Below are 25,712 nucleotides of genomic sequence, written 5' to 3'. Positions count from 1 at the left end.
ATCACCGCAGGCTTTGATCCCGGGATCCCGGTCGATACACTCGTCGGCAGTTGCCCCGCGTGCCGGAAGACCGCGCCGCCCGGCTTCGATACAGGCGGACGCCATGACGAAACGCCGCGACGCGGGTCGGAGCCCGCCATCCGATACGCCGCCGGACCGCGAAGCGGTCGAGCGCGCGCTCGAGACGATTCTCGACCGTCTGCGTCCCAGGCCCCCTGGGGCGCCGCCCGATAAGCGCGCCCGCAGCGGTCCCGCCGCGCGACCCGGACGAGCGGGCCAGGGCAAGACCTGACCGCCGAAAGTTCCTCCACAGGGCGAAGATATCGTCCGGATACGTCCCGCAGGACTGGCGTTCCCCGTCCAGACGCCGCGCACCCGGCAGCGGCGCCAAGGGAGACAGATCGCCATGGCCAAGCAGAAGACGCTGCACGACGCCTTCTACGAGACCCTGAAGGACGTTTACTACGCCGAGAAGCAATCCGTGAAAGCCCTCAAGAAATCCGCCAAGGCGGCGGAGCACGCGGAGTTGCGCCAAGCCTTCGAGACCCATGCCGAGGAGAGCGCCCAGCAGGTCGAGCGCCTGACGCAGGTCTTCGAGATCATCGGCAAGCCCGCCCGGGCCAAGACCTGCGAAGCGATGCAGGGGATCGTCTCCGAGATGGAGGAGGATCTCGAGGACTTCGCCGAGACGCCTGCCGCCGACGCGGTGCTGGCCGCCTGCGCCCAGGCGGTGGAGCATTACGAGATCGCCCGCTACGGCACCTTGAAGACCTGGGCCGGCCAGCTCGGCTACGCGGACGCCGCCAAGCTCCTCGACGAGACCCTGCAGGAGGAGAAGAAGACCGACGCCCGGCTGTCCGAGATCGCCGAGGCGATCAACGCCGCCGGCACGGCCGGGGACGACACCGAAGCATCGAACGGCAAGGGCTCGAAGAAGGCCGCCTGAGCGCGGGCAGGGCGGGGAGGGCCGGGGCGCCCTCCCTCGCGGGCCGGTGGCGGTTCCGAGGGATCGGCACCGATCCCTCCGGTGCGCCAGGCGGGTTCAGGGACAGATCGGCCGCGTTCGAGGACGGTCGCCTGCCCGGGGCGCCACTGGGCTCACGGACTGCGTCCCGGATCCTCGTCCACCGTGTTCCGGTCATCCGGGACAGGGGCGTCCGAGACAGGGGCATCCGAGACAAGGGCGCGCTTCACCGCCCCCGGCTGACACGCCCGTGGCCCATCGCCACGTCGCCCCTCCGCCGAGCGCCCTTCACGCAGGCCTGACGGGGCCGGGCCGCGACGACGCGCGGCGACAGGACCTGAACCCTGCCGGCGCGCTGCGCCGACCAGCCGCGACGCGGCAGCCCGGTGATCGCGACTTGGTTTGGCGACCTGGCGCGGGCGACTTGGCGCGGGCGATCTGGCGCGGGCGACCCGGCGGCCGCTAGTTCGCCGGCTGAATCGCGCTGAGCGGCGTCCAGTAGCAGCGGTCCTGCGAGTCGTTGAGCGCAAGGCAGCCGTAGGTCAGCGTCCGGCTCTCGAGCCGGACCTCCTCGCCCGGCTTCCAGGACCGGCATTCGCCGCTGGCGAGGCTGACATTCAGGAGCTGTCCGAACGCCACCTCCTCACCGGCCATGACCAGCTTGAACAGGCGGTCCGTGACCTCCTGCGTGTGGCAGCCGAACCGTCCCTTGGTGATCGTCTCGGCCCCGGCGGGCCGGGACAGGGCGGCTGTCAGGGTGAGGGCGGCGAGGATGGGGAGGACGAGGCGCATGCGCGGAACATATCCCCCGGCCGGCCCCTGTCGAGCCCTCGCGGCGCCGGCCCGCCGCGGATGATCGCCGCGCCGGCTCACCCGTCGTGGGGTGCCGCGTCCAACGATGCCTCGCCGCGCTTGGCCGCCTGCCATGCGGCCTCCATGGCGGCCAGGTCCGACCGGCCGAGGTCGCCCCCGGCCGCGCGCAGGTGCGCGGCCATGGCGGCGAAGCGGCGCTCGAACTTGGCGGTGCCGTCGCGCAGCGCCGTCTCCGGGTCGATCCCGGCATGCCGGGCGAGGTTGGCCACCGAGAACAGGAGGTCGCCGATCTCCTCGGACAGGGCCTGACGGTCGCCCCGGTCCAGCGCCTCCGCGACCTCGTCGGTCTCCTCGCGGACCTTGTCGACGACCTGGGCGGCATCGTCCCAGTCGAAACCATGGGCGGCCGCCCGCCGCGAGATCTTCTCGGCCCGGGCCAGCGCCGGCAGCGCCCGGGCGACGCCGCCGAGCGGATCCGGTGCCGGCCCGTCCCGGCCGGCCGGCCGATCCGCGCGTTCCTGCGCCTTGATCGCGGCCCATTGCGCCTCGATCTGCGCCGGGTCGTGCCGCGGCGCGCCTTCGGGCAGGAGCGTCCCGTCCGGCTCGAACACGTGCGGGTGGCGGCGGACCAGCTTGTCGCCGATGGCGCGCGCCACGTCGTCGAACGCGAAGGCGCCCGCCTCCTCGGCCATGCGGGCGTGGAACACCACCTGGAGGAGCAGGTCGCCGAGTTCGTCGCGCAGGTCGGCGCGGTCGCCCCGTGCCACCGCGTCGGCGACCTCGTAGGCCTCCTCGATCGTGTAGGGCACGATGGTGGCGGGCGTCTGCGCCACGTCCCAGGCGCAGCCGCGGACCGGATCGCGCAAGATCGCCATCAGGCGCAGGAGCCTGTCCAGGGGAGCTTCCACGGGCTCCTTCGCCCCCATCCGCCCGGCCGGGTCCGCCTCGTGTGCCTCGCTCATAGCCGTGGCGTTAGAGCATGGCGCGGCAAAGGGGAATCCGCCCACCGCCCGACGCGGGGTCAGACCCGGGCGTCGCGCTCGCGCACCTGCTCGGCCTGCAGGGCGTTGAGGTAGCCGGTGAGGCGCCCGCTGACGGCCGGATCGGCGCACTGGACCCAGAGCGGCGCCGGGAGGGCGCGGACCGGCATGCGCAGCAGGAACGCCTCGGCCGACAGGGCGGCCTCGCGCTCGGAGGCGGCAGCCAGCAGGCGGGCGCCCGCCTGCGTACCGATCAGGATCGCAATCGTTGTCATGGGATACCCAGAACCTGAGACGACAACCACGCAGGAGCCCCAAGCGTTGCGCCGGCCTCAGCGCGTGCACCGGTCTTTGCTGGTGGACCGGGATCTTAGCGGGTGCGCCGGACGCAGAGCGGTTCGTGCGCCAGCGCGCGGCTGAACGACCAGAGGATCTGCCCGACCTCGTCCATCAGCACCGCCCCCGTCAGGCGCATGCCGGCGGCCTTGCGGCAGAGTTCCTGCGCCCCGCGGATCGCGGCTTCCACGTCCACCGCCTCCTGGCGGTCGCTGGCGCAGGCGCGGCCGGAGCGGCCCTCCGCATGCTCCATGGTACGTCGGAGATGAGAGGCCCGCATCGCTCGGCCCCGCGGTGACGATCCGGCCGCCCGCGATGCGGGCCTCGTCGGCCCTCTGAAGCTAAGGGCGGCGGCGGGCGACGTGGTCGATCCGGGTTGAAGGAAATCGGCGGTCGCGCCGGCCCCGGGTGATCCGCCTCAGAGTGTCGCAGGGTGGCGGGGGACGGATCGCAGGCGGCGCAGCCGCCCCCTGCGGGAGGTCCGCGCGAGGCCGTGCTGGGTCTTGTTCCAGCGGGTCGGCGCGCGGAGCAGTTCGACCAGCGCCAGCCACGCGGCCAGGCTGACCATCAGGAAGTAGAGCGGCATCCAGGGGGCCGACCGGGCGAGGTCGCCCCAGCCACGCCGGGCGCAGCCCAGCAGGGACGGGAGCACCAGGGCCGCGAGCCCCGCTCCGAACAGGGTGATGGCGAGCCCGGTGACGAGGTTGTCCAGGAAGACGGAGGCGGTCGGGATGTCCCGGACCAGGACCGCCCAGAGGGCCGCGGCGAGGCACACCGGGTAGGCCAGCGCCGAGGCCACCGTGCCCGGCACCAGCGCCACGGCACAGAGCGCTTCCAGGCCGCCGAGGCTGCGCGCGTTCGCCAGGGGACGGCGCCCGTGGGTGAGGCTGGTCTGGATCAGGCCCTTCAACCAGCGGGTGCGCTGGGCGAGCCACGGCCCGAACCGGGCCGGCGCCTCCTCGAACGTGCTGCTCGGCAGGTCCCCGACCGCGTAGCCCGCCAGGGCGAGGCGCAGGCCGAGATCGGCATCCTCGGTCACGTTGTAGGCGTCCCAGCCGCCCAGGGCCTGCAGCACCCGGGTGCGCAGGTGCATCGAGGTCCCGCCCAGGGGGACCGGCAGCCCGCACCGGGCGAGCGCCGGGTTCAGGACGTCGAACAGCCCCGCATATTCGAGGGCGAAGGCGCGGGCGAGCCGCGAATCGCCGGCGTTGTCGATCACCAGCCGCCCCTGGAGGCAGGCCACGCGCTCGGGAAGGCGCGCGAACAGGGCGGCCGCCAGCCGCAGCTGCCCGGGATCGGGGTCGTCCTCGGCATCGTAGACCGTGAGCAGGGTGCCGCGGGCGAGCGGCAGGGCGACGTTGAGCGCCCGGGGCTTGGTGCGCGGCGCGCCCGGCGGCACCGCGATGACGGCGAACCGGGCCGGCAGGGGGATGCGGGCGAGGGCCACCGCGGTCTCCCGGTCGTCCGCCTCGATCAGGAGCTTGATGTCGAGCTTGGCGGCCGGATAGTCGAGGGCGGCCAGCGCCCGGATCAGGGGGGGCACCACCGCCGCCTCGCGGTGGAGGGGAACCAGCACCGTGTAGACCGGCAGGTCGGCGTCGGCGAGCGGCGGCACGGTCCCGTCCTCCGCCGCCACCGGTGCCGGGATGGCCAGGGCCGCCAGCCGGAGGGTCGTCATCCCCAGGAACAGGCATTGCCCGGCGAGCGTCAGGGCGCGCACGAGCGGCGCCGGGAGTGCCGCGCACAGGCAGAGCGTCGCGGCCAGCGCGAGGGCGAGGATCAGCAGCCACCAGAAGGCCGGCTCGCGCGCCGTGGCCCGCTCGGGCATGCGCCGCCGCAAATCGTGCGCGGCGTGGTCCGCCACCTGCCCGGGGATCGCGGCGAACACCGCCGCGCGCAGGTGGGTCGGGCTGGTGATCGCCGGCATGGCGCTGCGGCCCGCACCGTCGAGGAGGTCCGTGATCGCCCGGCCGCGGGGGGCCAGCACGCAGGGCGCCGCCGATCCGAGGGCCAGCGGCGCGAGGCCGGTGACGAGGCTGCCCGGGAAGGCGAGGCCCAGGCCGAACGCGATCGGCCCGTCGAGGTAGGGGGCGCCGAGCGCCCGGGCGAGGGCCCGATAATAGGTTGCCTCGGACATCAAGCCCGCGTTCAGCAGCGCGGTCGCCGCGTCCGTTCCGGCGGCGGCGGCCTCCGCGGCGGCGCGGGCGAGCAGGCGGCCATCGACACCCTGGGCGAGCAGGAAGGCGATCTCCGGCGGCAGGGCGGCCCGCGCCGTAGGCGGGCGCTAGAACGACACGCCGCGCGCTCCCCCGGTGGCCCCAGGACGTGATAGAGGAGGAGGGTGAGCCAGTTCCCCTGTCCCCGCTCCGAGAGGAGCACCGCCCCCGCCCCACCGTCAAGAGCCGGTGGGACCGTTGTCCCATCCTGGCTCACGTCGGCCGCGATCGTCCTCGCGCTGTGGAGCGGCGCGCAGCCGGTCGATGCCGCGGCGCAGGCCGCAGCCTACGAAGCCCGGGTCCTCCCCACCGTCACGGTGCCGGATTTCTGGAACCCCCGCAGCCGCGGCGAGCGGGTGGAGGCGCCCCAGACCGGCCGAGCGGTCCGCTTCCTCACCGACGACGAGTTCCCGCCGCTGCACTTCGCCGGCCCCGACGGCACCCCGACCGGCTTCGTGGTCGAGCTCGCCCGGGCGGTCTGCGAGAAGCTGGCGATCCCCTGCACGGTGCAGGCGCGCCGATTCGACACGCTGCTGGACGCCCTCGACGGCAAGCAGGGCGACGTGGTCGCCGCCGCGATCCCCCTGACCGCCACCCTGCGGGAAAAATTCCTGGCGACCCGGCCGTATTTCCGCTGGCCGGCGCGCTTCGCCGCGCGGACCGACAAGGGCCTGCCGGTCCCCTCGGCGGCGGCCCTGGCCGAACGCAGCGTCGGGGTGATCGCCGGCAGCGCCCATGCGGCCTACCTCAAGGCCTTCTTCCCCAAGGCCGTACCGAAGGACTTCACCGACCTCGCGGCGGCCGAGGGCGCGCTCAAGCGCGGCGAGGTCGACTACCTCTTCGCCGACGGCCTCAACCTCGCCCTCTATGTCGGCGGCCAGGACGCGGAGTCGTGCTGCGCGCTGATCGGCGGCGACTACCTGGAGAACCGCTACTTCGGGGAGGGCATCGGCCTGGTCACCCGCCAGGAGGACGCGGCCCTCTCCCGGGCGCTGGACGACGCGCTCCAGCGGGTCTGGGACGACGGCAAGTACACCGAGCTGTACCTGCGGTTCTTCCCCGTCAGCCCGTTCTGAGGGCTTCCATCGGGGGTGGGAATCAGGAATCCTGCCCGCCGGGCTTCGGCTGCCGGATGGCACCAGGGCGGATCGGCTCGAGAAGGCCGTGGCGAAGGCGCGCGACCTGTCCCCGGCTCTCCAGGACGAGATCGCCCGCCACATGCTGGCCTTCGTGGGCGACGAGGGCTCGGTCTACCGGTTCACCCCGGAGGAAGAAGCGGAGCTCGACGAGTCCAGGGTCGCCGAGGCGCGCGGCGCTTGCGCCACCGATGCGGAGATCCGCGCCCTCCGGGCCAAGCTCGGTCTGTGAAGCTGCGGATCACCCGCCCTGCCGCAGCCCCGCTCGACAGGGTCCTCACCCCTATCGATGCGCGGAACCCGCAGGGCGCGCAGCACGGCCTGCAACGCGGTCAGGGTGCGAGGGATCTGCTCTCGCAGCATCCCTTCGCGGGCTCAACGACCGCGCCCGGGACGTCGTCGGCTCGTCGTACGCCCGTACCCCTGTGCGATCACGGACCGCGTCCGTGCAGGCGAGGTCATCATACTTGGCACGCGACATACTTGGCACGCGACAGCGCGTGCCGTCGCAAGTCTGATCGCTCCGACCGCGCCACCGCCGCTGCGGGCGAACGTGATTCCATTGCACCACCGGGCGTTCCGCTCCGGCGCGAACCGCTCTAGGGTGCGCCCTCCCAAACACGCATCCCCGAAGACATGCCAGCCGCTCCCCCAGCCCCGACCCTCGATCCCGACACCATCGAGGCCGCCGCCAACGCCGCCGCCTGGCCCTTCGAGGAGGCGCGCAAGCTCGTCGCGCGGCTGGAGAAATCCGGCAAGACGGAGGTGCTGTTCGAGACCGGCTACGGGCCCTCGGGCCTGCCGCATATCGGCACGTTCGGCGAGGTCGCCCGCACCTCCATGGTCCGCCACGCCTTCCGGGTGCTCACCCGCGACGCGGTGCCGACCCGGCTGATCGCCTTCTCGGACGACATGGACGGGCTGCGCAAGGTGCCCGACAACGTGCCGAACCGCGCGATGCTGGCCGACCACCTCAACCAGCCGCTCACCCGCGTGCCGGACCCGTTCGGCACCCATGACAGCTTCGGGGCGCACAACAACGCCGAGCTGCGCCGCTTCCTCGACGCGTTCGGATTTGCCTACGAGTTCCGCTCGGCCACCGAGTGCTACCGCGCGGGCGTGTTCGACGCCACGCTGCTGCGGGTGCTGGAGCGCTACGACGCCGTGATGGAGATCATGCTCCCGTCGCTGCGGGCCGAGCGCTCGGCGAGCTACTCGCCGTTCCTGCCGCTCCACCCGGTCACCGGCCACGTGATGCAGGTGCCGATCGACGAGGTGAAGGCGGAGAGCGGCACCATCGTGTGGCGCGATCCCGCCACAGGCGAGCGCTACGAGACTCCGGTGACCGGCGGCCACGCCAAGCTGCAGTGGAAGCCCGACTGGGCGATGCGCTGGGTCGCGCTCGGCGTCGACTACGAGATGGCCGGCAAGGACCTGATCGACTCGGTCAAGCTCTCGGCCAGGATCGCCCGGGCGCTCGGCGGCGAGCCGCCGGAGGGCTTCAACTACGAGCTGTTCCTCGACGAGAAGGGGCAGAAGATCTCGAAGTCGAAGGGCAACGGCCTGACCATCGACGCGTGGCTCACCTACGGCACGCCGGACTCGCTCGCCCTGTTCATGTACAACAAGCCGCGCGAGGCCAAGCGCCTGTTCTTCGACGTGATCCCCCGGCACGTGGACGAGTATATCGGCTTCCTCGACCGCTATGCCGGCCAGGACGCGAAGCTGCGTCTCGGCAACCCGGTCTGGCACCTCCATGCCGGCAGCCCGCCGGTGCCGGAGCGGGTCGAGGGCGCGAGCCTGACCTTCGCGATGCTGCTCAACCTCGCCGCGGTGGCCAACACCGAGGATCCGGCAGTGCTGTGGGGCTTCATCCGCCGCTACGCGCCGCAGACCGGGCCGGAGACCCATCCGGGCCTCGACCGGCTGGTGGTCCACGCGCTGAAGTACTTCTCGGACTTCGTGCGGCCCGCCAAGACCTACCGGGCGCCGACGCCCGAGGAGCGGGCCGCCCTGGAGGACCTGTCGGAGACCCTCCGAGCCCATGCCGGCTCCACCGATCCGGAGGCCCTGCAGGCGGCGGTCTACGAGGTCGGACGGCGTCACTTCCCCGACACGTCCGGCAAGGCCAAGAGCCCGGACGGCCGGCCGGGCGTGTCCCAGGCGTGGTTCACGAGCCTGTACAACGTGCTGTTCGGCGAGGCGCGCGGGCCCCGGTTCGGCTCCTTCGTGGCCCTCTACGGGGTCGCGGAGACCCGGGAGCTGATCGAGGCGGCCCTGTCGGGGGCGCTGGTCGCCGAGCACGAAGCCTTCGCGGCCGGCAAGGCCACGGTCGCGCCCCCGGTCGCGTGAGCGCCGTGATCGTCGACAGCCTCGCCGCCCTGGAGGCGATCTACACCGCGCCCCTGGCCCCCGCCTCCACCGTGAAGGTGGCCGGCGCGGTCACGCCGGATTACGCGGCGCTGATCGCGGCCTCGCCCTTCGCGGTGCTGGCGACCGCCGGCCCCGAGGGGCTCGATTGCAGCCCCCGCGGGGACCGGCCGGGCTTCGTGCGGGTCGCCGATCCGCGCACGCTGATCCTGCCGGACCGGCGGGGGAACAACCGGATCGACTCGCTCCGCAACATCGTGCGCGATCCGCGGGTGGCGCTGCTGTTCCTGATCCCGGGCTCGGGCACGACGCTGCGGGTGAACGGGCGGGCGGTGATCTCGGCCGATCCGGATCTCCTCGCCACGTTCCGGGTCGACGGCCACGCGCCGCGCACCGCGGTCGTGATCACCGTCGCGGAGATCTACTTCCAGTGCGCAAGGGCGATCATCCGGGCCAGGCTGTGGGATCCCGAATCCCGCGTCGAACCGGCGACCCTGCCGACCCCCGGGGCGATCCTGGCGGCGCTCACCGCGGGCGCGGTCGGCGGTGCGCGCTACGACGCGGAATGGCCGGAGCGGGCGGCCGAGACGATGTGGTGAGGGCCGGCGCCGAGAGCCGGCCTTTCCGATGACCCTTCCCTCCTAGGGTGCCCGCACCCGCGGGCCGCGGAGGAGGCCTCCGGGAAGCGCCGCGATCCCTGGAGTCCTGCTGCGAGGCCTCCGCCGCGCTGGGGCACTCCCCGATGAGGAAACGGGGGAGCCTCGGGCGCAGTCCGGCAGCGGAGCCCGGCTCCCTCACCCCACCAGGGCGAGATCCTGCGTCTCGGTATCGGGGATGACGTCGACCTCGACCTTGAGGCGCTGCTTGCCCGAGCCGCTGACGATGCCGTCGACGGGGGCCACGTCGCCGTAATCGCGGCCGCGGGCCACCACGATGTGGTCGTCGCGCACGGCGACGCCGTTGGTCGGGTCGAGGCCGAGCCAGCTCTCGCCGCACCAGACCGCCACCCAGGCGTGGCTCGCATCCGCCCCGCGCAGGCGCGGGCGGCCCGGCGGCGGCACCGTGCGCAGGTACCCGCTGACATAGGCGGCCGGCAGGCCCATGCCGCGCAGGGCGGCGATCATCACGTGGGCGAAGTCCTGGCAGACCCCGGCCCGGAGCGCGAAGGACTCGGCGAGCGGCGTCGAGACGGTGGTGGCCTTGGCGTCGAACCGGAAATCCTGGCCGATCCGCAGCATCAGGTCGTGGGCCGCCCCGTAGGCGCTCCGGCCGGAGGCGAAGCTCGGGCGGGCGTAGTCGGTGATCGCGGGCAGCAGCGGCACCCGGCCGCTCGGGAACAGGAGATGTACCGGCGCCCGGCCGCCGAGGTCGCGCCCGGCCACCACGGCGTCCCGGACGCGCTCCCAGGGCATCCCGGATTCCGGGAGCGGCGGGGCGGGTCGCTCGACCCGCACGGTGGAGAGCGCCTCGACGCTGAAGGTGGTGTGGGGCACCTCCAGGGTGATCGCCACCGCGTCGATCCCGAAATAGTCGCGCCGCATCACCGCCCGGGTGGGGCTCGGATCGACGGTGACGGCGCTCGCCAGCACGCTCTGCCCCTCGCAATCCTGCGGCTTAAGCCGCAGGGTGCAGCGGGCGAAGTGCACCGGCTTGCCGTAGCGGTAGGTGGTGCGATGGCGCAGCGTGTAGATCACGCCAGCCCCGTCAGTTTCTCAGGGCGCAGCGCGTTCGGCCCGGTGGGGAAGTAGCGGACCGCGATCCCGTCGGCGAGCCGCTCCAGGTCGGTCGCCAGGACGGTCAGGCGCACGGCGTCGAAATCCGCGGCCTCGCCGCTGCGCAGCTCCGACAGGATCCGGGCGGCGAGGCGGCAATGCGGCTCGGGGATCCCGTCCGCGGCCAGCGCCGGCAGGTCGGCGAGGTGGCGGGTGATCGCCTCCGCCTGGAAGGCGATTGAGCGCGGGTTGTAGGGATCGAGCAGGACCATGTCGCGGACCGGGTCGAGGGCCGCGCCCTGCATGTAGCGGCGCCCGTAGCTGATCTGCGAATCGCAGAGCGACAGCATCACCCCGAGGCAGCCCGGGGTCGCCTCGTCGTTGGCGAAGGCCAGCGCGAAGGTGCAGGTGTTGATCGCCCGCTCGACGCGCCGGCCGAGCTCGACGAAGTGCCAGCCCTCGGCGCGGCTCATGTTCTCGTGCGTGAGGCCGGAGAGCGCCGCGAGGTGGCTCAGCGCCTGCTCGGCGCGGCCGGCGAGCTGCGACTCGGTCAGCCCCCGCTCGGTGTCGAGGGACAGGAACTCGTCCAAGTCGGCGAGCACCCGCCAGGTCTCGCCCGACAGGCGGGCCCGGAGCGCGGCGGCGTTGCGGCGGGCCGAGCCGATGTGGGCCTGGGCCGAGCCCGGCCGCTGGTGCCTGGCCAGCGCCTCCTGGGCGAGGCGGGCGGTGGGCAGGTCGGCCGCGCCGATGCTGCCCCACTCGTGCAGGAGGGTGCGCAGCGCCAGGGCCGCGGGCGTGTCGAGGGCGCCCGAGATGTCGGCCCCGACCGCGTCCCCGACGCTGCGCAGATGGGCGAGGACGAGCCGGATCACCGCCTCGGCGCGCTCGAGATAGCGGCCGAGCCAGAACAGGCCGTCGGCCGCCCGGGAGGGCAGGTGTCCCCCGACCCGCCGCACCCGCGGGGCCGCGTGCGAGCCGATCAGCGGCGCCGCGATCGGCTGATCGGACAGGACCCAGACATCGGCGGAGCGGATGCCGAGCCGCATCTCGATGGGGTCGACGTCCTCGCGCTCCGAGACGCGGCAGAAGCCGCCCGGCATGACCTGCCAGCCCAGGGGCGTCCGGGTGGCGAAGACGCGGACCACGAAGGCACGGGGCACCAGGGCGAGGCCGGCCTCGCCGCGCTCCCAGCCCGGCATGGTCGAGAGCGGCGCCGCCTCCTGGGCGACGTAGTCGAAGGGCCGGTCGCGCAGGGCCGCCACGACCCGCTCGCGCTCGGCCGCCAGGACCGGCCCCGCCAGGATCGCGTCGCGCCCCGCCCCGCGCTGGGGCGTGGCGGCCGGCCGCAGGATCAGGCTGTCGAGATTGGCCTGCGCGTGTGCCAACCCCTCGAGGTCGCCGCACCACCACGTGCGCGGATGGCCGAGCCGCAGGGGCTCCCCGAGGACGCGCCGGGCGATGCCGTCGAGGTAGGGGGCGAGCGCGGCCGATTCGACGAGCCCCGCACCCGGCATGTTGGCCATCACCAGGGAGCCGTTGCGCAGGGCGTCCAGGATGCCGGGCACGCCGAGCCGCGAGGCCGGGTTCAGCTCCAGGGGGTCGAGGAAGTCGGCGTCGATCCGCCGCCACAGGGCGTCGGCGCGCTTCAGGCCCGAGACGGTGCGCACGTGCAGGCGGCCGTCCCGCATGACGAGGTCGTCGCCCTCCACCAGCATCAGGCCGAGGTAGCGGGCGAGCGCCGCCTGCTCGACATAGGTGCTGCTGTAGGGGCCGGAGGTCAGCAGGCAGATCCGCGGGTCGGCGCGCTCGGCACCGAGCGCCAAGCCATCGCGAAAGGCCTGGAAGAAGGCCGGCAGGCGCTCGACGTGAAGATCCTGGAAGAAGTCCGGGAAGGTCCGGGCCAGGACCATCCGGTTCTCGAGCGCCCAGCCGAGCCCCGAGGGCGCCTGCGTCCGGTCGGCGAGCACCTGCCAGCGCCCGTCCGGTCCCCGGCCCAGATCGGCGGCGTAGAGCTTCAGGTAGTGGCCGCCGGGGGGTGCGACGCCGTGGAGCGGGTGCAGGAATTCGGGCGTGCCGGCCACGATCGCGGCGGGCAGGAGCCCCTCGGCGACCAGGCGGCCGTCCCCGTAGGTGTCGGCGAGGATCGCCTCCATCAGCTCCGCGCGCTGGACGATCCCGGCGCTGAGCGCGGCCCATTCGGGCCCCTCGATCACCAGGGGCAGGCAGCCGAGCGGCCAGGGATGCTCGCGCTGGTCGCCGGCGATGCGGAACGAGATGCCGGCATCCCGGATGTGCCGCTCCGCCGCGACGAAGCGGGCCATGATCTCCGGCTCGGTGAGGCCGCCGAGACGGTCGAGCAGGCGCGGCCACGCCCCGCGGGGCCGACCGTCGGGTCCCAGGAACTCGTCCGGCCGGCCGGGGGCGGGGCGATAGCCCGCGCTCCAGCGGGCGGCGCGCTCCCGCGGGCCCTCCGCCGGCTCGGCCTGGCCGCGGCTTCCCGCGAGCGCCGCCTCCATCACGGCCCCCCGGTCATTGCGGCGCCGGCATCCGCAGGTCGAGGGTCAGCGGGAACTCGGCGCTGGCCTCCGCCCGGGGCATCTCCACCCGGCCCGGCGTGTGGCCGTGCGGCTGGAACCGGGCGAGACGGCGCCCCTCCGCCTCGTAGGCGTTCACCGGATGGGTCTCGTAGTTGCGGCCGCCGGGATGGGCGACGTGGTAGCGGCAGCCGCCGAGCGAGCGCCCGCTCCAGGCGTCGAGGATGTCGAAGGTCAGCGGTGAGTGGGCGGGGATGGTCGGGTGCAGCGAGGAGGCCGGCTGCCACGCCTTGAAGCGCAGGCCCGCCACGGCCTCGCCGCCGCGGCCGGTGGAGGTCATGGGCAGGCGTCGGCCGTTGCACGCGATGACGTGCCGCTCGGGCACGAAGCCCTCGACCTTGACCTGCAGCCGCTCGACCGAGCTGTCGACGAAGCGCACGGTGCCCCCGCTGGTCCCTTCCTCGCCCATCACGTGCCAGGGCTCCAGCGCCTGGCGCAGTTCCATCCGGACCCCGCCCTGCTCGACCGTGCCGAACACGGGGAAGCGGAACAGGGCCTGCGCCTCGAAGGCAACCGGATCGAAAGCGTACCCCGCCTCCCGGAGATCCTCCAGCACCGAGAGGAAGTCGGACCAGAGGAAATGCGGCAGCATGAACCGATCGTGCAGGTTCGTGCCCCAGCGGACACAGCCGCCGGTCTGCGGCTCGCGCCACAGCCAGGCCACGAGGGCGCGCAGCAGCCCCTGCTGGGCGAGGCTCATCCGCGCGTCCGGCGGCATCTCGAAGGCGCGGAACTCCAGCAGGCCGAGGCGGCCGGTGGGCCCATCCGGCGAGTAGAGCTTGTCGATGCAGATCTCGGCGCGGTGGGTGTTGCCGGTCACGTCCACCAGGATGTTGCGGAACACCCGGTCGACGAGCCAGCGCGGGATGTTGGGCGCGTCGGGGGCGGGGATCTGGGCGAGGGCGATCTCCAGCTCGTAGAGGCCGTCGTGCCGCGCCTCGTCCATGCGCGGCGCCTGGCTGGTCGGGCCGATATAGAGGCCGGAGAACAGGTACGAGAGGGCCGGGTGGCGCTGCCAGTAGAGCACGAGGCTCCTCAGGAGGTCGGGCCGGCGCAGGAACGGGGAATCGTCCGGCGTGACGCCGCCCATGACCACGTGGTTGCCGCCGCCGGTGCCGGTGTGGCGCCCGTCGGTCATGAACTTCTCGGCGCCCAGCCGGGTCTGGCGGGCCTCGGCGTAGAGATCGGTGGTGATGGCGACCGCCTCCCGCCAGGATGCCGCCGGGTGGACGTTCACCTCGATGACCCCGGGATCGGGGGTGACCTTGATCACGCCGATGCGCGGGTCGTAGGGCGGCTCGTAGCCTTCCAGGTGGATCGGCAGGTCCAGCTCCGCGGCGGCCGCCTCCAGGTGGCCGGCGAGTTCCAGATACTCGTCGGCGCGCTGCACCGGCGGCATGAACACCCGCACCACGCCGTCCCGGGGCTCGATCGAGACCGCCGTGCGCACCGCGACGCCGGTGATGCCGGCGCCGTTGACGGTGGCCGCGCCGGGAAGCCCGTCCTGGAGGGGCGGGCGCGGCTCCAGCGGGTCCTGGGGCTGGTAATAGGGATAGTGCTCGGGCGGCACGTAGGGCAGCGACGACAGGGGCAGCCGGAAGCCCACGGGGGAATCCCCCGGCACCAGGAAGGCGGCGCCGCGCCGGAACTCCCAGGCCTCCGAGATCCAGACGCGATCGGAATCGCCGTCCCGGCCGGTGGGCAGACTCGCGAGCGGCAGGACGTAGCCCGCGGCCTCCCCGAGACCGCGGGCGTAGACGCGCCGGATCCGGGCGTCGAACTCCACGGAGCCGGACCGGGCCGCCTCGGGCGTGACGTTGACCGGCAGGGCGGCGGCCTTCTTCTCCCAGAGTTCGCCGTCCTCGAAGGCCGGGAAGACGTAGGCGGCGAGGCCGAGGCGCCGGGCCAGCGCGTCGGCGAGCGCCTTGGCCTGCGCGATGGTGGCCGTCCCCGCCTGCCCGGGAGCAGCTTCCGGAGCGATCAGGTCCGGGTTCCGCCAGATCGGCTTGCCGTCCTTGCGCCAGTAGAGCGCGAAGGCCCAGCGCGGCAGGCTCTCGCCAGGATACCACTTGCCCTGGCCGTAATGGAGCAGCCCCCCCGGGCCGAACCGGTCGCGCAGGCGCCGGATCAGCTGGTCGGCGAGCCCCCGCTTGGTCGGGCCGACCGCGGCGATGTTCCACTCCGGCGATTCGAAATCGTCCACCGACACGAAGGTCGGCTCGCCGCCCATGGTCAGGCGGACGTCCTGCGCGGCGAGGTCGGCGTCGACCCGCTCGCCCAGCGCGTCCATGGCCGCCCAGACCGCGTCCGAGAACGGCTTGGTGATCCGCGGCGTCTCGGCGACGCGGGTGATGGCCATGCGGAAGTCGAACGTGGTCTCGGCCGGCTCCATCGCCCCCGAGATCGGGGCGGCCGAATGGTAGTGCGGCGTCGCGGCCAGCGGGATGTGGCCCTCGCCGGTGAGCAGTCCCGAGGTCGCGTCGAGGCCGACCCAGCCGGCGCCCGGGAGGTAGACCTCGGCCCAGGCGTGCAGGTCGGTGAAGTCCGCCGCCGCGCCGGTCGGCCCGTCGACCGCGGTGGTGTCGGGCACGAGTTGGATCAGGTAGCCGGAGACGAACCGGGCGGCGAGCCCGATCCGGCGCAGCACCTGCACGAGCAGCCACGCCGAGTCCCGGCAGGATCCGCTCCTGAGCCGCAGGGTCTCGATGGGCGTCTGGACGCCCGGCTCCATCCGGACGCCGTAGGCGGTCTCCCGGGCGATCAGGCCGTTCAGCGCCACCAGGAACTGGACGGTGCTGGGCTCCGCGGGGAGGCGGGCGAGGAGCGCCTCCATCTCCGGGCCATCCGCGTCGACGGGGGCGAGATAGGGGGCCAGTTCCTCGGTGAGATCGGGCTCGTACGCGAAGGGTCGCGTCTGCGCGTAATCCTCCACGAAGAAGTCGAACGGGTTGATCACCGCCATGTCGGCGGTGAGGTCGACCTCGATCTTCAATTCGTCGGTCTTCTCCGGGAAGACGAGGCGGGCGAGCCAGTTGCCGCTCGGATCCTGCTGCCAGTTCAGGAAGTGGTTGGCGGGCGTCACGGTCAGCGCGTAGGCCGGCACCTTGGTGCGCGCGTGCGGGGCCGGGCGCAGGCGAATCACCTGCGGCCCGAGGCTGATCGGCCGGTCGTAGCGGTAATGCGTGACGTGGTGCAGGGCGGCTTTGATCGACACGATGGCTCCGTCGGATGGATCGAACGCGGTCTCGTCGCCGGTCCCGGGCACCGGACCCTGCCGCCCGGTTATGCGACACAGACGGCGCCACAAGCAATTTTCGTGCGGCGGCGCCGGCCGGTCGGGGCATGTGGCAGGAACTTTGCCGGCCGGCCCCGCTTGAGCCCCCAGTGGGCCGGCTGCCGGCCCGGGACCGCCCGATGAAGATCTTCCAGTGCCAAGCCTGCGACCAGCCGGTCACCTTCGAGGCGACCGGCTGCGAGAGCTGCGCGCGGCAGCTGGGCTACGTCTGCGCGGTCCACGAGGTCTCGGCCCTGGAGCCGCAGGGGCTCTCCGCGCACCCGCTGATGGGCGGCGCCCAGATCTTCCATGCCTACGCGGATCCCGGCCGGCGCTACCGCCTGTGCAACAACGCCGTCTCGTCAGCCTGCAACTGGCTGGTGCCGGAGGACAGCCCGGACCTCTACTGCACCGCCTGCCGCCACAACCGCGTGGTGCCGGACCTGTCGCAGGGCTGGAACCTCACCCGCTGGCGCCAGATCGAGGCCGCCAAGCACCGGCTGTTCTACTCGCTGCTGCGGCTGGAGCTGCCGCTCGCCACCCGCGCCCAGTACACGGACGGGCTGGCCTTCGACTTCCTGGTCGATCCCGCGGAGAGCTTCTCCGGCGGCACGCCGGTCCTGACGGGCCATATCAACGGCCTGATCACCATGAACATCGCCGAGGCCGACGACGTCGAGCGGGAGCGCCGCCGGATCCTGTTCGGCGAGCATTACCGCACCCTGCTCGGCCATTTCCGGCACGAGATCGGGCATTATTTCTGGTATCTGCTGGTGATGAACAGCCCCATGATCGGGGCCTTCCGGACGCTGTTCGGCGATGAGGGCCGGAACTACGTCCAGGCCCTGCAGGATCACTACGCGCGGGGGGCACCCGCCGACTGGGACGAGGGCTACGTCTCGGCCTACGCCACCGCCCACCCGTGGGAGGACTTCGCCGAGACCTTCGCGCATTACCTGCACATCGTCGACACGGTGGAGACCGCCTCGACCTTCGAGCTGCACGTGCGCCCGCGCCTGCGCCACGGGCAGGCCGCGCCGACGGTGATCGATTTCGATCCGTACAACACCCTCGATCTCGACCGGCTGATCGCGGCGTGGCTGCCGCTCACCTACGCGATCAACTCACTCTCCCACAGCATGGGTCAGCCGGCGCTCTACCCGTTCAAGCTGACGCCCACGGTGATCGCCAAGCTCGCCTTCGTGCACGAGCGGATCTACGCCTCCCGCACCGGCACCCTGCCGGATGCCGGCGCAGCCGGGGCCGAGATGCTGCGCGCGGTGATCATGGGCCTGCGCCAGAAGGTGGCCGCGCCGACGGTGTGAAACCGCGCCTGCGCGGGGCGGCGCGCTTCAGCGGCACTTCAACAGCGCCGCACGATCGGGATCCGGCCGCTCCGAGTCGCCTTTCTGCGCCCGCCGTGACGGCGGCCCTGACGGCGACCGGACGCCTTACGCCCCCCCGTGCCGCTCCGCGAAGGCGCGGAACGCCGCCAGGGTCTCGGCGCTGACGTGGTGCTCGATCCCCTCGGCGTCCCGCCGGGCGGTCTCGGGGCTCACCCCGAGGGCGCACAGGAAGCGCTCGACGATCCGGTGGCGCTCCCGCGCCTGGGCGGCGAGGCGCCGGCCGGCCTCGGTCAGGAACACGCCGCGATAGGGCCGCTGCTGGACGAACCCGTCCTCGCACAGGCGCTTCAGCATCTTGGCGACTGTCGGCTGCGCCACGCCGAGCCGGGCCGCGATGTCCACCTGCCGCGCCTCGCCGCCATCGCCGATCAGGTCGTCGATCAGCTCGACGTAATCCTCCACGAGCTCCGAGCGCCGCGCCTCGCGGGCCTGGCGGAAGCTCTCCACGTGCCGCTCGGGCTCGACCAGCACGGTCTCGGGCGAGCCCGGCTCGGACGGTTCCTGCATCGGCTCTCCCCTCTCGGCGCGCACGCGCCGCCCGACCCCTGTCTAGCAAACACCGCCACCGGGAGGGGAGTCCCGCGCGGCCGACAGGGCCCCCTTGAATCTCGACCTCGAACCCTGAATATAGCATCCGCTATATTTTTGAGGAGAGGGTGAGCATGGTGGCGCCGAACGCCGCGACGGTCCCCGGGCGCACCGCGCCCGGGGCGATGAGCCGGCGGACCGAGGGCGCCATCCGCGACGTCCTCGACGGCCGTCCCGGCGGACGGGGCCGGTTTCTGCTGTTCGCGGGGCCCGCCGTGACGGCGTCGATCGCCTACATGGACCCCGGCAATTTCGCGACCAACATCCAGGCCGGCGCCCGCTACGGCTACGGCCTGCTTTGGGTGGTGCTGCTCGCCAACCTGACCGCCATGCTGTTCCAGGCGCTCTCGGCCAAGCTCGGGATCGTCACGGGCAAGAACCTCGCCGAGCATTGCCGGGACGCGACCTCGCGCCCGGTGCGCCTCGCCCTGTGGGGGATCAGCGAGGTGGCCGCCATGGCCACCGACCTCGCGGAGTTCCTGGGCGGCGCCATCGGGCTGTCGCTGCTCACCGGCATGCCGCTGATGGTCGGCATGGCGATCACCGCGGTGGTCACCTACGCGATCCTGCTCCTGGAGCACGAGGGCTTCCGGCCTCTGGAGATCGCCATCGGCGTGATGGTCGGCACCATCGGCCTCTGCTACGCGGTCGAGCTCCTGATCGCGCCCGTGGCCTGGGGGGAGGCCGCCAAGGGCCTCGTCACCCCGCGGATTCCCGACGCGCAGGCCCTCACCATCGCGGTGGGGATCATCGGCGCCACCGTGATGCCGCACGCCCTGTTCCTGCATTCCGGCTTGACCCAGGGGCGGGGCAATCCCCGGACCGAGGCCGACCGGCGCCTGCTGGTGCGCTACTCGAACCGCGAGGTGGTGGTGGCCCTGCTGCTGGCGGGCCTCGTCAACATGGCGATGGTGATCATGGCGGCGGCGGCCTTCCATGTCGGCCACAGCGGGGTCGCCGAGATCGGCGAGGCCTACCGCACCCTGACGCCCCTCCTCGGCCCCGCGGCCGGGGCGGCCTTCCTGGTGTCGCTGCTCGCCTCCGGGATCTCCTCCTCGGTGGTGGGAACGCTGGCCGGGCAGATGGTGATGCAGGGCTTCACCGGCTGGCGGATCCCGCTCCTCGTCCGCCGCCTCGTGACCATGCTGCCGGCCTTCGCGGTTGTGGCCATCGGGGTCGACCCGACCCAGGCCCTGGTCCTGTCGCAGGTGGTGCTGTCCCTCGCCCTGCCGGTGCCGATGGTGGCTCTGGTGGTGTTCACCCGGCGCCGGGCCGTGATGGGGCCCTTCGCCAACGGGCCGCTCACCCAGGCGGCCGCCGTGGCGGGGGCCGCCCTGGTGCTCGGCCTCAACGTGGTGCTGCTCGCCGCGGCCTTCGGGGTGCCGATCCCGGGGCTGGCGTGAGCCCCCGCGCCCGAGGCCGGTGCACCCGTCCCGTTCCCGGACGGGCGGGACGCGGACGTCCGGCGTCCCGGTCTCCCCGGGCCCCTGGCGGTTTCCGGCGACCGGGCGCAGAAGGCTTCACCGCCCGGGCGAGGAACACCGCATGGCTGTCCAGGACGTCGCGATCCGAACCCAGGACGGGACGTGCGCGATGCAGGCCGTCACGCCGGACGGCGACGGGCCCTGGCCCGCGGTGATCCTCTACATGGATGCCGGCGGCATCCGGCCGGCCCTGGTCGACCTGGCGCGGCAGCTCGCGGCGGGCGGCTACGTCGTGCTGCTGCCGGACCTGTTCTATCGCTACGGCCCCTACGGGCCGTTCGTGCCCGCGGAGGTGTTCAAGGGCGATTTCCGCGCCATCCTGGGGCCGCTGATGGCCACGACCGACAACGTCAAGGCGGCCGAGGATACGGGCGCCCTGCTCGCCTATCTCGACACACGCGACGATGTCGCGGGGGGCGCGGTCGGGGCGGTGGGCTTCTGCATGGGCGGCCCCATGGCGCTGACGGCGGCCGGAACCTATCCCGACCGGTTCGCGGCCGCGGCCAGCTTCCACGGCGGCAATCTCGCCACCGACGAGCCGACGAGCCCCCACCGCGCCGCGCCGCGGCTGAGGGCGGAGGTCTACATCGCGGCGGCCGAGAACGACCGGAGCTACCCGCCCGAGATGGCCGCGCGGCTGGAGGCGGCCCTGAGCCAAGCGGGCGTCCGCTACGGGGCGGAGACCTATCCGGCCGCGCATGGCTGGATGATGCCGGATTTCCCGGTCCACGACCCGGTCGCGGCCGCGCGCGGCTGGGACGCGATGCTCGGCCTCTTCAGCCGGACGCTGCGTCGCGGGGGATGAGCGGAAGCCCGCGCGCAGGGTTCGGCAGACGACGCGGCAGACGCCGCGGCGCAGGGCCCGGCACAGGGCTTGTGACCGGCCTCCGCCCGACAGCCCTCACGTCGCCCGCACCACCACCTCCACGAGGTTGGCGCACCCCGAGCGGATCCCGGCCTCGATCGCCGGGGCGATGTCGGCGGCCGCGGTCACCCGGCGGCCCGGCACGCCCATGGAAGCGGCCAGGGCCAGAAAATCGATGCGCGGATCGGTGAGGTCCATGGCGATGAAGCGGTTGGCGCGCACCGAGGCGTAGTGCGCCTGCCCCTTCATGAAGGTCTTGAGGATGTTGTACTCGGCGTTGTTGATCACCACGAAGGTGACCGGCAGCCTCTCGTGCGCGGCCGTCCAGAGCGCCTGGGGCGAGTACATCGCGGCCCCGTCGCCGACCACGCAGACCACGGGCGCGCGGTCGAGGCCCAGGGAAAACCCGACGGCGGCCGGCATGCCCCAGCCGAGCACGCCGCCGCGCATCGCCGCGTATTGATGCGCCGAGGGGCTGTCGAGGAAGGTGCGCAGGTGGGTGAGCGTCGCGGGGGCCTCGTCCACGATGGTGGTCTCGGCCCCGACCGCGCGGGCGACCTCCCGGGCGGCGACCAGCGGGGCGATCACCGGATCCTCGAAGGCCGCGTCGGCGGCGGCGGCGAGCCTCGCCCGGCGCCCGGCCCGCGCGGTCACGGCCTGGCTGCGCAGGTGCTCGAAGGCGTCGGCGCGGTCGGCGAGGCGGGGGCCGAGCAGCGGCAGCAGGGCGTCGAGCGAGGCGCGGATGTCGCCCACCGTCGACAGGGCGGTGGCGTAGGTGCGCCCGAGGTCGCGCACGTCGGCCGAGAGCTGGAACACCTGCACCCCCGGCGGCACCGCCGAGACCTCCGAGTAGAGCACGGTGATCAGCGACTTGCCGCCCAGCGCGAACACCGCGTCGTAGCGTCCGAGGATGTCGGCGATGGCGTCGGCCCGGGTCGGCAGGTTGCCGGCCCAGAGGGGGTGCGCGGTGGGGAAGGGGATGTGGGCCGGCCAGGACGAGCCGTAGACCGGCGCCGCCAGCAGGTCGGCGAGCGCCACCATCTGCGCCGAGGCGTCCGAGGCGTCGATCTCGTCGCCCGCGATCAGGGCGAGGCGGCCGGGCGCGATGGCCGCCAGCCTCTCCGCCAGCCGGTCGAGGGAGCCCGCCACCGCCCGCTGGTCGATGGTCGAGGTCTCGCCGGCCGGCACCGACGACATCGCCTCCATCACGTCCATGGGCAGGGACAGGAAGACCGGACCGGAGGGGGCCGCCCCCGCGTCGTGGAAGGCCCGGCGCAGCAGGATCGGGATCTGGTCCGGGCTCGTCACCTCGCGGGCCCATTTCATCACCGGGTCGGCGATGGCGACGAGGTCGCCCATCAGCAGCGGGTCGGTCAGCGCGTGGCGCAGGTCCTGCTGACCGGCTGTGACCACCAGCGGCGTGCCTGAGACCTGCGAGTTCACCAGCCCGCCCATGGCGTGGCCGAGGCCGCCGGCCGTGTGCAGGTTGAGGAAGGCGGGCCGGCGGGCGCCCTGCGCGTAGCCGTCCGCCATGGCGACCGCGGTCGCCTCCTGCAGGGCGAGGATGTAGGCGATGTCCGGCGCCTCGGTGAGCGCGTCGATGAGCGGCAATTCGGTGGTGCCGGGATTGCCGAAGATGTAGCGCACCCCCTCCGAGCGCAGCACCTCCACCAGGAGGTCGGCGCCCCGGCGGCGGCCGGCGGTCTCCACGGTCTCGATCGGCATGCCCTGTCCCCTCCGACGGAATCAGCCCGAGGCTAACCCATGGGCGGACCGGGGCAATGCCGCGGCCGCGCCCGCACCTGCCGGGTCGCGCCGGACCGTCGCGCGGGGCGCCTCGGGCCCGCCCTGCGGGATGCGGCGCCCGGCCGAGGCCGTGCGGCAACCCATCGGCAGCCTTTTCGCGGTATCCTCCGGCCGGGATGCCCCCGCTCCCTCGGGCGCAAGCCGGAGGGTTCATGCCACCGACCCGGACGACACATCATGCGGATCGCGACTCCTCTTGCGCTCCTGGCCACGCTGGGCCTCGCCGCGGCCGCCCACGCGCAGGGGCTGGAGCGCGGGGCCCAGGAGGGCGCCTCGCGCGGCGCGGAGATGGCGGGCCCCCTCGGGGCGGTCGTCGGCGGCGCGATCGGTGCGGCCGTGGGCACGGCCAACGGCATCCTCGGCGTCGACCGGCGGGAGCGGTTCCGCATCTACGCGCTCGGCGAGCGCCGCCCGTCCATCGCGCTCGCGGGCCCCGTGCGGGTCGGGACCGTGCTACCGGAAGATGGCGTCGTGTACTACGATGTCCCGCGCGAGTTCGCGTTGCCGGAGTACAGCTACACGATCGTCAACCACCATCCGGTTCTCGTCGAGCCGCGATCGCGCCGCATCGTGGAGGTGATCGACTGACGGCCCCCGACGGGCACCCCGACCGGCACCCCGACCGGCACCTCCTGCCGGTGGGCGCGTGGCCGAGGGGTCCGGCGGGATGGGGCGGGCGATCCGCTTGGAGAGCACGGGTGGTCCAGACCGCGATTCCGTTGGCGCCCCCGGTGGCCGAATGACCGAGCGCGTCGCCGCGAAGGCCGATCGGAGGCACTGGTTCTACGACAACCGGTTCTTGGTCTGCGCGTTCTGCCTGCTCTCGTTCATGGCCATCTTCTGGCAGGTGAGCCGGTTCGAGGGCTTCCAGCCCATCTTCACCTGTGCCCGGGATCAGGACGTCGATCGGGGCCTGCTCTCCGTCGGGATGCGGGCGTGCATGGGTGACGCGACCTCGCAAGCCGCCCAGGCACGCTGCATGCACGTCGTCTACGTGCTGGCGTGCACGGAGGAGCGGTGGCGCTGAAGCCGCCTGGCGGGGGCGTGCCCGGCGCCCCTCCGATGCCGAGGCCGAGCGCAGGAAACCGCCGCGGCGCGGGGCCGGTCCGCGGCGGATCCTCTTCGCGCTGCGGCCCGACGCCGTCGGAAGGTGCCTGCCGAACCCGGGGGATCATCGCGGATCGCGGGTCGGATCACCGGCGGGCGAAGGGGGCGCGTTGCCTCCGGGCCGGGCGCTCGGGACGTTGCCGGGCGGGACGTTGTTGGGCGGAAGCGGCGCATTCCGGTGCGGAGCCCCGGCGCGGACCCGTCGGCGCTCACCTGTCGGCGGGGGTCTCCGCGCAGGTGACGGGAGGCTTGCCCGCGTCGCTCCAGGTCACCACGCGCCCCTTGCCGCGCAATTCGCGGCGCCCGTCCCCGTACCGGATCCCATCCGCGTGCGGCTGGACCGGCAGGGTCACCGCCGGACCGCCGGGCGGGTGGACGACGGCCGGCGCCTCCAGGTTGCCGATGTCGAACGCGACCGTGAGGGTCCGGCCGGCCGGGCAGGCGAAGGCGACGTGGCGGATCGTGGACGATGCGGCTCGCGTCGGGGCTGCCGGGACCACGAGGCCCGCGGCGAGCAGGGCGGCGATGCCGTCGCGGGGCAGCAGACGATTCACGGGTCCTCCTGCGGTGCCGATCCGCAGCCTCCGAAGCACAGGGCGGCGACTCGGCCGGCAGACTGCCACGAAGAACCCGTCGCAGCGAGCGGAGCGGCGTTCCACCGCGATCCGCCGCCTGGTCCACCGCCTGGTCCGCCAGCGGACCGGCCCGACCGCCTCCAGGCGGTTCCGGGGCCTCGCCCGCTAGTCCCTCAGCGCCGCCACGAAGGCTCGGATGAACGGCGGCAGATTGTCGAGGTCGCGCAGGCACAGGGTCAGGTCGCGCCGCGCCCAGGAGTCGGCGAGGGGCACCACCGCGAGGGCGAGATCCTGCGCGGCGCGGGCGGCCGCGCTCTCGGGCAGGATCGCCAGACCGACCCGGGCCGCGACGAGCCGGCAGACGGCCTCGAAGTCGCGCAGCTGCACCCGCAGCCGCATCGGCCGGCCCTCGCGCACCGCCTGAGCGACGAGGAACCGGCTGATGGCGCTGCGCCGGTCGAGGCCGACGAGATCGTGGTCCAGCACCTCGGCGAAGGGAATCGCGCCCCGCGCCGCCAGGGGATGGTCCCGGGCCGCCACCAGCACGAACCGGTCCTCGCGGAACGGGAAGGTCTGGAGCGAGCCGGTATCCACCGTGCCCGACAGGATGCCGAGATCGGCCGCGCCCTCGGCCACCAGCCCGACGATCTCCTCGGAGGTGCGCTCGTCGATCTCGACGCCGATCCCGGGATGTCCGGAAAGGAAGGCCGAGAGCGCGTCCGGCAGGAACTCGGTGAGCGCGTTGGTGTTCGCCAGCACCCGGATCTGGCCGAAGGCGCTCCCCGAGAAGGCCGCCATCTCCTCGCGCAGGCGCTCCACGCCGGCCAGGACCTCCCTTGCATGGACGAGGAGCGCGCGTCCGGCCGGGGTCGGGCTCACGCCCTGCCGCCCCCGGGTCAGCAGCGCGGCGCCGAGGGACTCCTCCATCAGGCGGATCCGCGTCGAGGCCGCCGCCAGGGCGAGGTTCGCCCGCGCCGCGCCGTGGGTGATCGAACCGGCCTCGACCACGTGCCGGAACAGGCCGAGATCGGTGAGATCGAACCGCATCATCGCCCAGTCACCACCCGACCCACCACCCGACACGCCACCCGACACGCCGTGCGACGCGCTCTCCGGGCTGCCGGCCCGCGCTCACGGACCGACGGTAGCGCCGGCCCGCCGACCTGTCAGCGGGACGCGCCGCAGGGCCGGCGCGCATCCGCCCACGACAATCCTGGTCACGGGCATGAAAATACGTTGCCGCCATCGATATCACTATCGCATAGTCAGTACCCAATACTCAGTACGTATCGTGCTTTTAATCGACGCAAACGCAGTATTTTTTGGTATAGATCCACTGCAATTTACTCGATCTTGATCCATCATTACCGCGGTCTTCATTCATTTTAATTTAACCGGCACCGAATCAACATCCCATCTCGGCATTCGAACGTTCCGCGATGATCGCACAACTCTCACTCCGACCTGTCGCCGCGTCCAGCCGGAC

The 25,712-nt window shown here is 73.1% G+C and carries 22 protein-coding genes; 10 read left to right on the top strand and 12 right to left on the bottom strand.

What is annotated here, in order from left to right; translation table 11 throughout:
- The first annotated feature begins 406 nt into the window (after positions 1–406).
- Positions 407–946 carry a YciE/YciF ferroxidase family protein gene (locus tag MFF58_RS13200; protein ID WP_238288152.1) on the top strand — a complete coding sequence of 180 codons (540 nt, stop codon included), beginning with the start codon at positions 407–409 and terminating at the stop codon, positions 944–946.
- 480 nt (positions 947–1,426) lie between these two features.
- Here the strand turns inward: MFF58_RS13200 and MFF58_RS13195 are convergent, their stop codons facing one another.
- The 5 genes from MFF58_RS13195 to MFF58_RS13175 all read right to left on the bottom strand — a co-directional run bounded on the left by MFF58_RS13195 (position 1,427) and on the right by MFF58_RS13175 (position 5,230).
- The gene (locus MFF58_RS13195) at positions 1,427–1,756 is read right to left on the bottom strand and encodes a hypothetical protein (protein ID WP_238288134.1); all 330 of its coding nucleotides are present in this window, start codon (positions 1,754–1,756) and stop codon (positions 1,427–1,429) included.
- Between the two features lie 77 nt (positions 1,757–1,833).
- A complete protein-coding gene (mazG, locus tag MFF58_RS13190) occupies positions 1,834–2,739 on the bottom strand; it encodes a nucleoside triphosphate pyrophosphohydrolase (protein WP_238288131.1) in 906 nt (301 codons plus the stop codon).
- A gap of 59 nt (positions 2,740–2,798) precedes the next feature.
- Positions 2,799–3,032 carry a hypothetical protein gene (locus tag MFF58_RS13185; protein ID WP_238288129.1) on the bottom strand — a complete coding sequence of 78 codons (234 nt, stop codon included), beginning with the start codon at positions 3,030–3,032 and terminating at the stop codon, positions 2,799–2,801.
- Positions 3,033–3,127: 95 nt separating this feature from the next.
- Positions 3,128–3,346, bottom strand: a complete 219-nt coding sequence (locus MFF58_RS13180; protein WP_238288121.1) for a hypothetical protein — start codon at positions 3,344–3,346, stop codon at positions 3,128–3,130.
- A gap of 165 nt (positions 3,347–3,511) precedes the next feature.
- The gene (locus MFF58_RS13175) at positions 3,512–5,230 is read right to left on the bottom strand and encodes a glycosyltransferase family 2 protein (protein ID WP_238288118.1); all 1,719 of its coding nucleotides are present in this window, start codon (positions 5,228–5,230) and stop codon (positions 3,512–3,514) included.
- Between the two features lie 204 nt (positions 5,231–5,434).
- Here MFF58_RS13175 and MFF58_RS13170 point away from each other — a divergent pair, with 204 nt between their 5' ends.
- The 4 genes from MFF58_RS13170 (at position 5,435) to MFF58_RS13155 (ending at position 9,414) form a co-directional block, all read left to right on the top strand.
- Positions 5,435–6,385: a transporter substrate-binding domain-containing protein gene (locus tag MFF58_RS13170; RefSeq protein ID WP_238288116.1), complete on the top strand. Its 951-nt coding sequence runs from the start codon at positions 5,435–5,437 to the stop codon at positions 6,383–6,385.
- 88 nt (positions 6,386–6,473) lie between these two features.
- Positions 6,474–6,677: a hypothetical protein gene (locus tag MFF58_RS13165; protein ID WP_238288114.1), complete on the top strand. Its 204-nt coding sequence runs from the start codon at positions 6,474–6,476 to the stop codon at positions 6,675–6,677.
- A gap of 404 nt (positions 6,678–7,081) precedes the next feature.
- Complete coding sequence (locus MFF58_RS13160; protein ID WP_238288112.1) at positions 7,082–8,797, top strand: lysine--tRNA ligase; 1,716 nt, start codon at positions 7,082–7,084, stop codon at positions 8,795–8,797.
- Between the two features lie 5 nt (positions 8,798–8,802).
- On the top strand, positions 8,803–9,414 hold the full coding sequence (locus MFF58_RS13155) for a pyridoxamine 5'-phosphate oxidase family protein (RefSeq protein ID WP_238288110.1): 612 nt from the start codon (positions 8,803–8,805) through the stop codon (positions 9,412–9,414).
- 195 nt (positions 9,415–9,609) lie between these two features.
- Here the strand turns inward: MFF58_RS13155 and MFF58_RS13150 are convergent, their stop codons facing one another.
- The 3 genes from MFF58_RS13150 to MFF58_RS13140 are packed head-to-tail and all read right to left on the bottom strand — an operon-like array spanning position 9,610 to position 16,335.
- Positions 9,610–10,509 carry a transglutaminase family protein gene (locus MFF58_RS13150; RefSeq protein ID WP_238288101.1) on the bottom strand — a complete coding sequence of 300 codons (900 nt, stop codon included), beginning with the start codon at positions 10,507–10,509 and terminating at the stop codon, positions 9,610–9,612.
- Positions 10,506–13,043, bottom strand: coding sequence for a circularly permuted type 2 ATP-grasp protein (locus MFF58_RS13145; protein WP_238288530.1), 2,538 nt, complete (start codon positions 13,041–13,043; stop codon positions 10,506–10,508). The genes MFF58_RS13150 and MFF58_RS13145 overlap by 4 nt, the downstream gene beginning before the upstream one ends.
- 13 nt (positions 13,044–13,056) lie before the next feature.
- Positions 13,057–16,335 carry a transglutaminase family protein gene (locus tag MFF58_RS13140; protein ID WP_238288099.1) on the bottom strand — a complete coding sequence of 1,093 codons (3,279 nt, stop codon included), beginning with the start codon at positions 16,333–16,335 and terminating at the stop codon, positions 13,057–13,059.
- Between the two features lie 200 nt (positions 16,336–16,535).
- On the opposite strand from MFF58_RS13140, the gene MFF58_RS13135 reads away from it, so the two are divergent.
- On the top strand, positions 16,536–17,720 hold the full coding sequence (locus tag MFF58_RS13135; protein WP_238288097.1) for a zinc-binding metallopeptidase family protein: 1,185 nt from the start codon (positions 16,536–16,538) through the stop codon (positions 17,718–17,720).
- Between the two features lie 126 nt (positions 17,721–17,846).
- Here the strand turns inward: MFF58_RS13135 and mntR are convergent, their stop codons facing one another.
- Positions 17,847–18,308, bottom strand: coding sequence for a manganese-binding transcriptional regulator MntR (gene mntR, locus MFF58_RS13130; RefSeq protein WP_238288095.1), 462 nt, complete (start codon positions 18,306–18,308; stop codon positions 17,847–17,849).
- Positions 18,309–18,463: 155 nt separating this feature from the next.
- On the opposite strand from mntR, the gene MFF58_RS13125 reads away from it, so the two are divergent.
- Positions 18,464–19,792, top strand: a complete 1,329-nt coding sequence (locus MFF58_RS13125) for an Nramp family divalent metal transporter (protein WP_238288094.1) — start codon at positions 18,464–18,466, stop codon at positions 19,790–19,792.
- 142 nt (positions 19,793–19,934) lie between these two features.
- Entirely contained in the window at positions 19,935–20,678 is a 744-nt protein-coding gene (locus MFF58_RS13120) for a dienelactone hydrolase family protein (protein ID WP_238288087.1), read from the top strand.
- 96 nt (positions 20,679–20,774) lie between these two features.
- On the opposite strand, the gene MFF58_RS13115 is transcribed toward MFF58_RS13120, so the two are convergent.
- Complete coding sequence (locus tag MFF58_RS13115) at positions 20,775–22,463, bottom strand: thiamine pyrophosphate-binding protein (RefSeq protein WP_238288084.1); 1,689 nt, start codon at positions 22,461–22,463, stop codon at positions 20,775–20,777.
- A gap of 258 nt (positions 22,464–22,721) precedes the next feature.
- Here MFF58_RS13115 and MFF58_RS13110 point away from each other — a divergent pair, with 258 nt between their 5' ends.
- Positions 22,722–23,132, top strand: coding sequence for a DUF1236 domain-containing protein (locus MFF58_RS13110; protein ID WP_238288074.1), 411 nt, complete (start codon positions 22,722–22,724; stop codon positions 23,130–23,132).
- A gap of 151 nt (positions 23,133–23,283) precedes the next feature.
- Positions 23,284–23,571: a hypothetical protein gene (locus tag MFF58_RS13105; protein WP_238288072.1), complete on the top strand. Its 288-nt coding sequence runs from the start codon at positions 23,284–23,286 to the stop codon at positions 23,569–23,571.
- Between the two features lie 289 nt (positions 23,572–23,860).
- On the opposite strand, the gene MFF58_RS13100 is transcribed toward MFF58_RS13105, so the two are convergent.
- Positions 23,861–24,205, bottom strand: coding sequence for an MliC family protein (locus MFF58_RS13100; protein WP_238288070.1), 345 nt, complete (start codon positions 24,203–24,205; stop codon positions 23,861–23,863).
- A gap of 186 nt (positions 24,206–24,391) precedes the next feature.
- Positions 24,392–25,276: a LysR family transcriptional regulator gene (locus MFF58_RS13095; RefSeq protein WP_238288068.1), complete on the bottom strand. Its 885-nt coding sequence runs from the start codon at positions 25,274–25,276 to the stop codon at positions 24,392–24,394.
- Between the last annotated feature and the right edge of the window lie 436 nt (positions 25,277–25,712).

It is taken from the genome of Methylobacterium longum, assembly GCF_022179385.1.
GTDB classification, from domain to species: domain Bacteria; phylum Pseudomonadota; class Alphaproteobacteria; order Rhizobiales; family Beijerinckiaceae; genus Methylobacterium; species Methylobacterium longum.
Note: the sequence above shows the minus strand (reverse complement) of the source record. Positions and strands in the feature narration are given on the sequence as shown.

What these genes read in the sequence shown, in the direction of transcription:
- MFF58_RS13200 (WP_238288152.1), top strand. Translation starts at nt 407, where the DNA reads ATGGCCAAGCAGAAGACGCTGCACGACGCCTTCTACGAGACCCTGAAG.
- MFF58_RS13195 (WP_238288134.1), bottom strand. Translation starts at nt 1,756, where the DNA reads ATGCGCCTCGTCCTCCCCATCCTCGCCGCCCTCACCCTGACAGCCGCC.
- mazG (WP_238288131.1), bottom strand. Translation starts at nt 2,739, where the DNA reads ATGAGCGAGGCACACGAGGCGGACCCGGCCGGGCGGATGGGGGCGAAG.
- MFF58_RS13185 (WP_238288129.1), bottom strand. Translation starts at nt 3,032, where the DNA reads ATGACAACGATTGCGATCCTGATCGGTACGCAGGCGGGCGCCCGCCTG.
- MFF58_RS13180 (WP_238288121.1), bottom strand. Translation starts at nt 3,346, where the DNA reads ATGGAGCATGCGGAGGGCCGCTCCGGCCGCGCCTGCGCCAGCGACCGC.
- MFF58_RS13175 (WP_238288118.1), bottom strand. Translation starts at nt 5,230, where the DNA reads ATGTCCGAGGCAACCTATTATCGGGCCCTCGCCCGGGCGCTCGGCGCC.
- MFF58_RS13160 (WP_238288112.1), top strand. Translation starts at nt 7,082, where the DNA reads ATGCCAGCCGCTCCCCCAGCCCCGACCCTCGATCCCGACACCATCGAG.
- MFF58_RS13145 (WP_238288530.1), bottom strand. Translation starts at nt 13,043, where the DNA reads ATGGAGGCGGCGCTCGCGGGAAGCCGCGGCCAGGCCGAGCCGGCGGAG.
- MFF58_RS13135 (WP_238288097.1), top strand. Translation starts at nt 16,536, where the DNA reads ATGAAGATCTTCCAGTGCCAAGCCTGCGACCAGCCGGTCACCTTCGAG.
- mntR (WP_238288095.1), bottom strand. Translation starts at nt 18,308, where the DNA reads ATGCAGGAACCGTCCGAGCCGGGCTCGCCCGAGACCGTGCTGGTCGAG.
- MFF58_RS13125 (WP_238288094.1), top strand. Translation starts at nt 18,464, where the DNA reads ATGGTGGCGCCGAACGCCGCGACGGTCCCCGGGCGCACCGCGCCCGGG.
- MFF58_RS13120 (WP_238288087.1), top strand. Translation starts at nt 19,935, where the DNA reads ATGGCTGTCCAGGACGTCGCGATCCGAACCCAGGACGGGACGTGCGCG.
- MFF58_RS13115 (WP_238288084.1), bottom strand. Translation starts at nt 22,463, where the DNA reads ATGCCGATCGAGACCGTGGAGACCGCCGGCCGCCGCCGGGGCGCCGAC.
- MFF58_RS13110 (WP_238288074.1), top strand. Translation starts at nt 22,722, where the DNA reads ATGCGGATCGCGACTCCTCTTGCGCTCCTGGCCACGCTGGGCCTCGCC.
- MFF58_RS13105 (WP_238288072.1), top strand. Translation starts at nt 23,284, where the DNA reads ATGACCGAGCGCGTCGCCGCGAAGGCCGATCGGAGGCACTGGTTCTAC.
- MFF58_RS13095 (WP_238288068.1), bottom strand. Translation starts at nt 25,276, where the DNA reads ATGATGCGGTTCGATCTCACCGATCTCGGCCTGTTCCGGCACGTGGTC.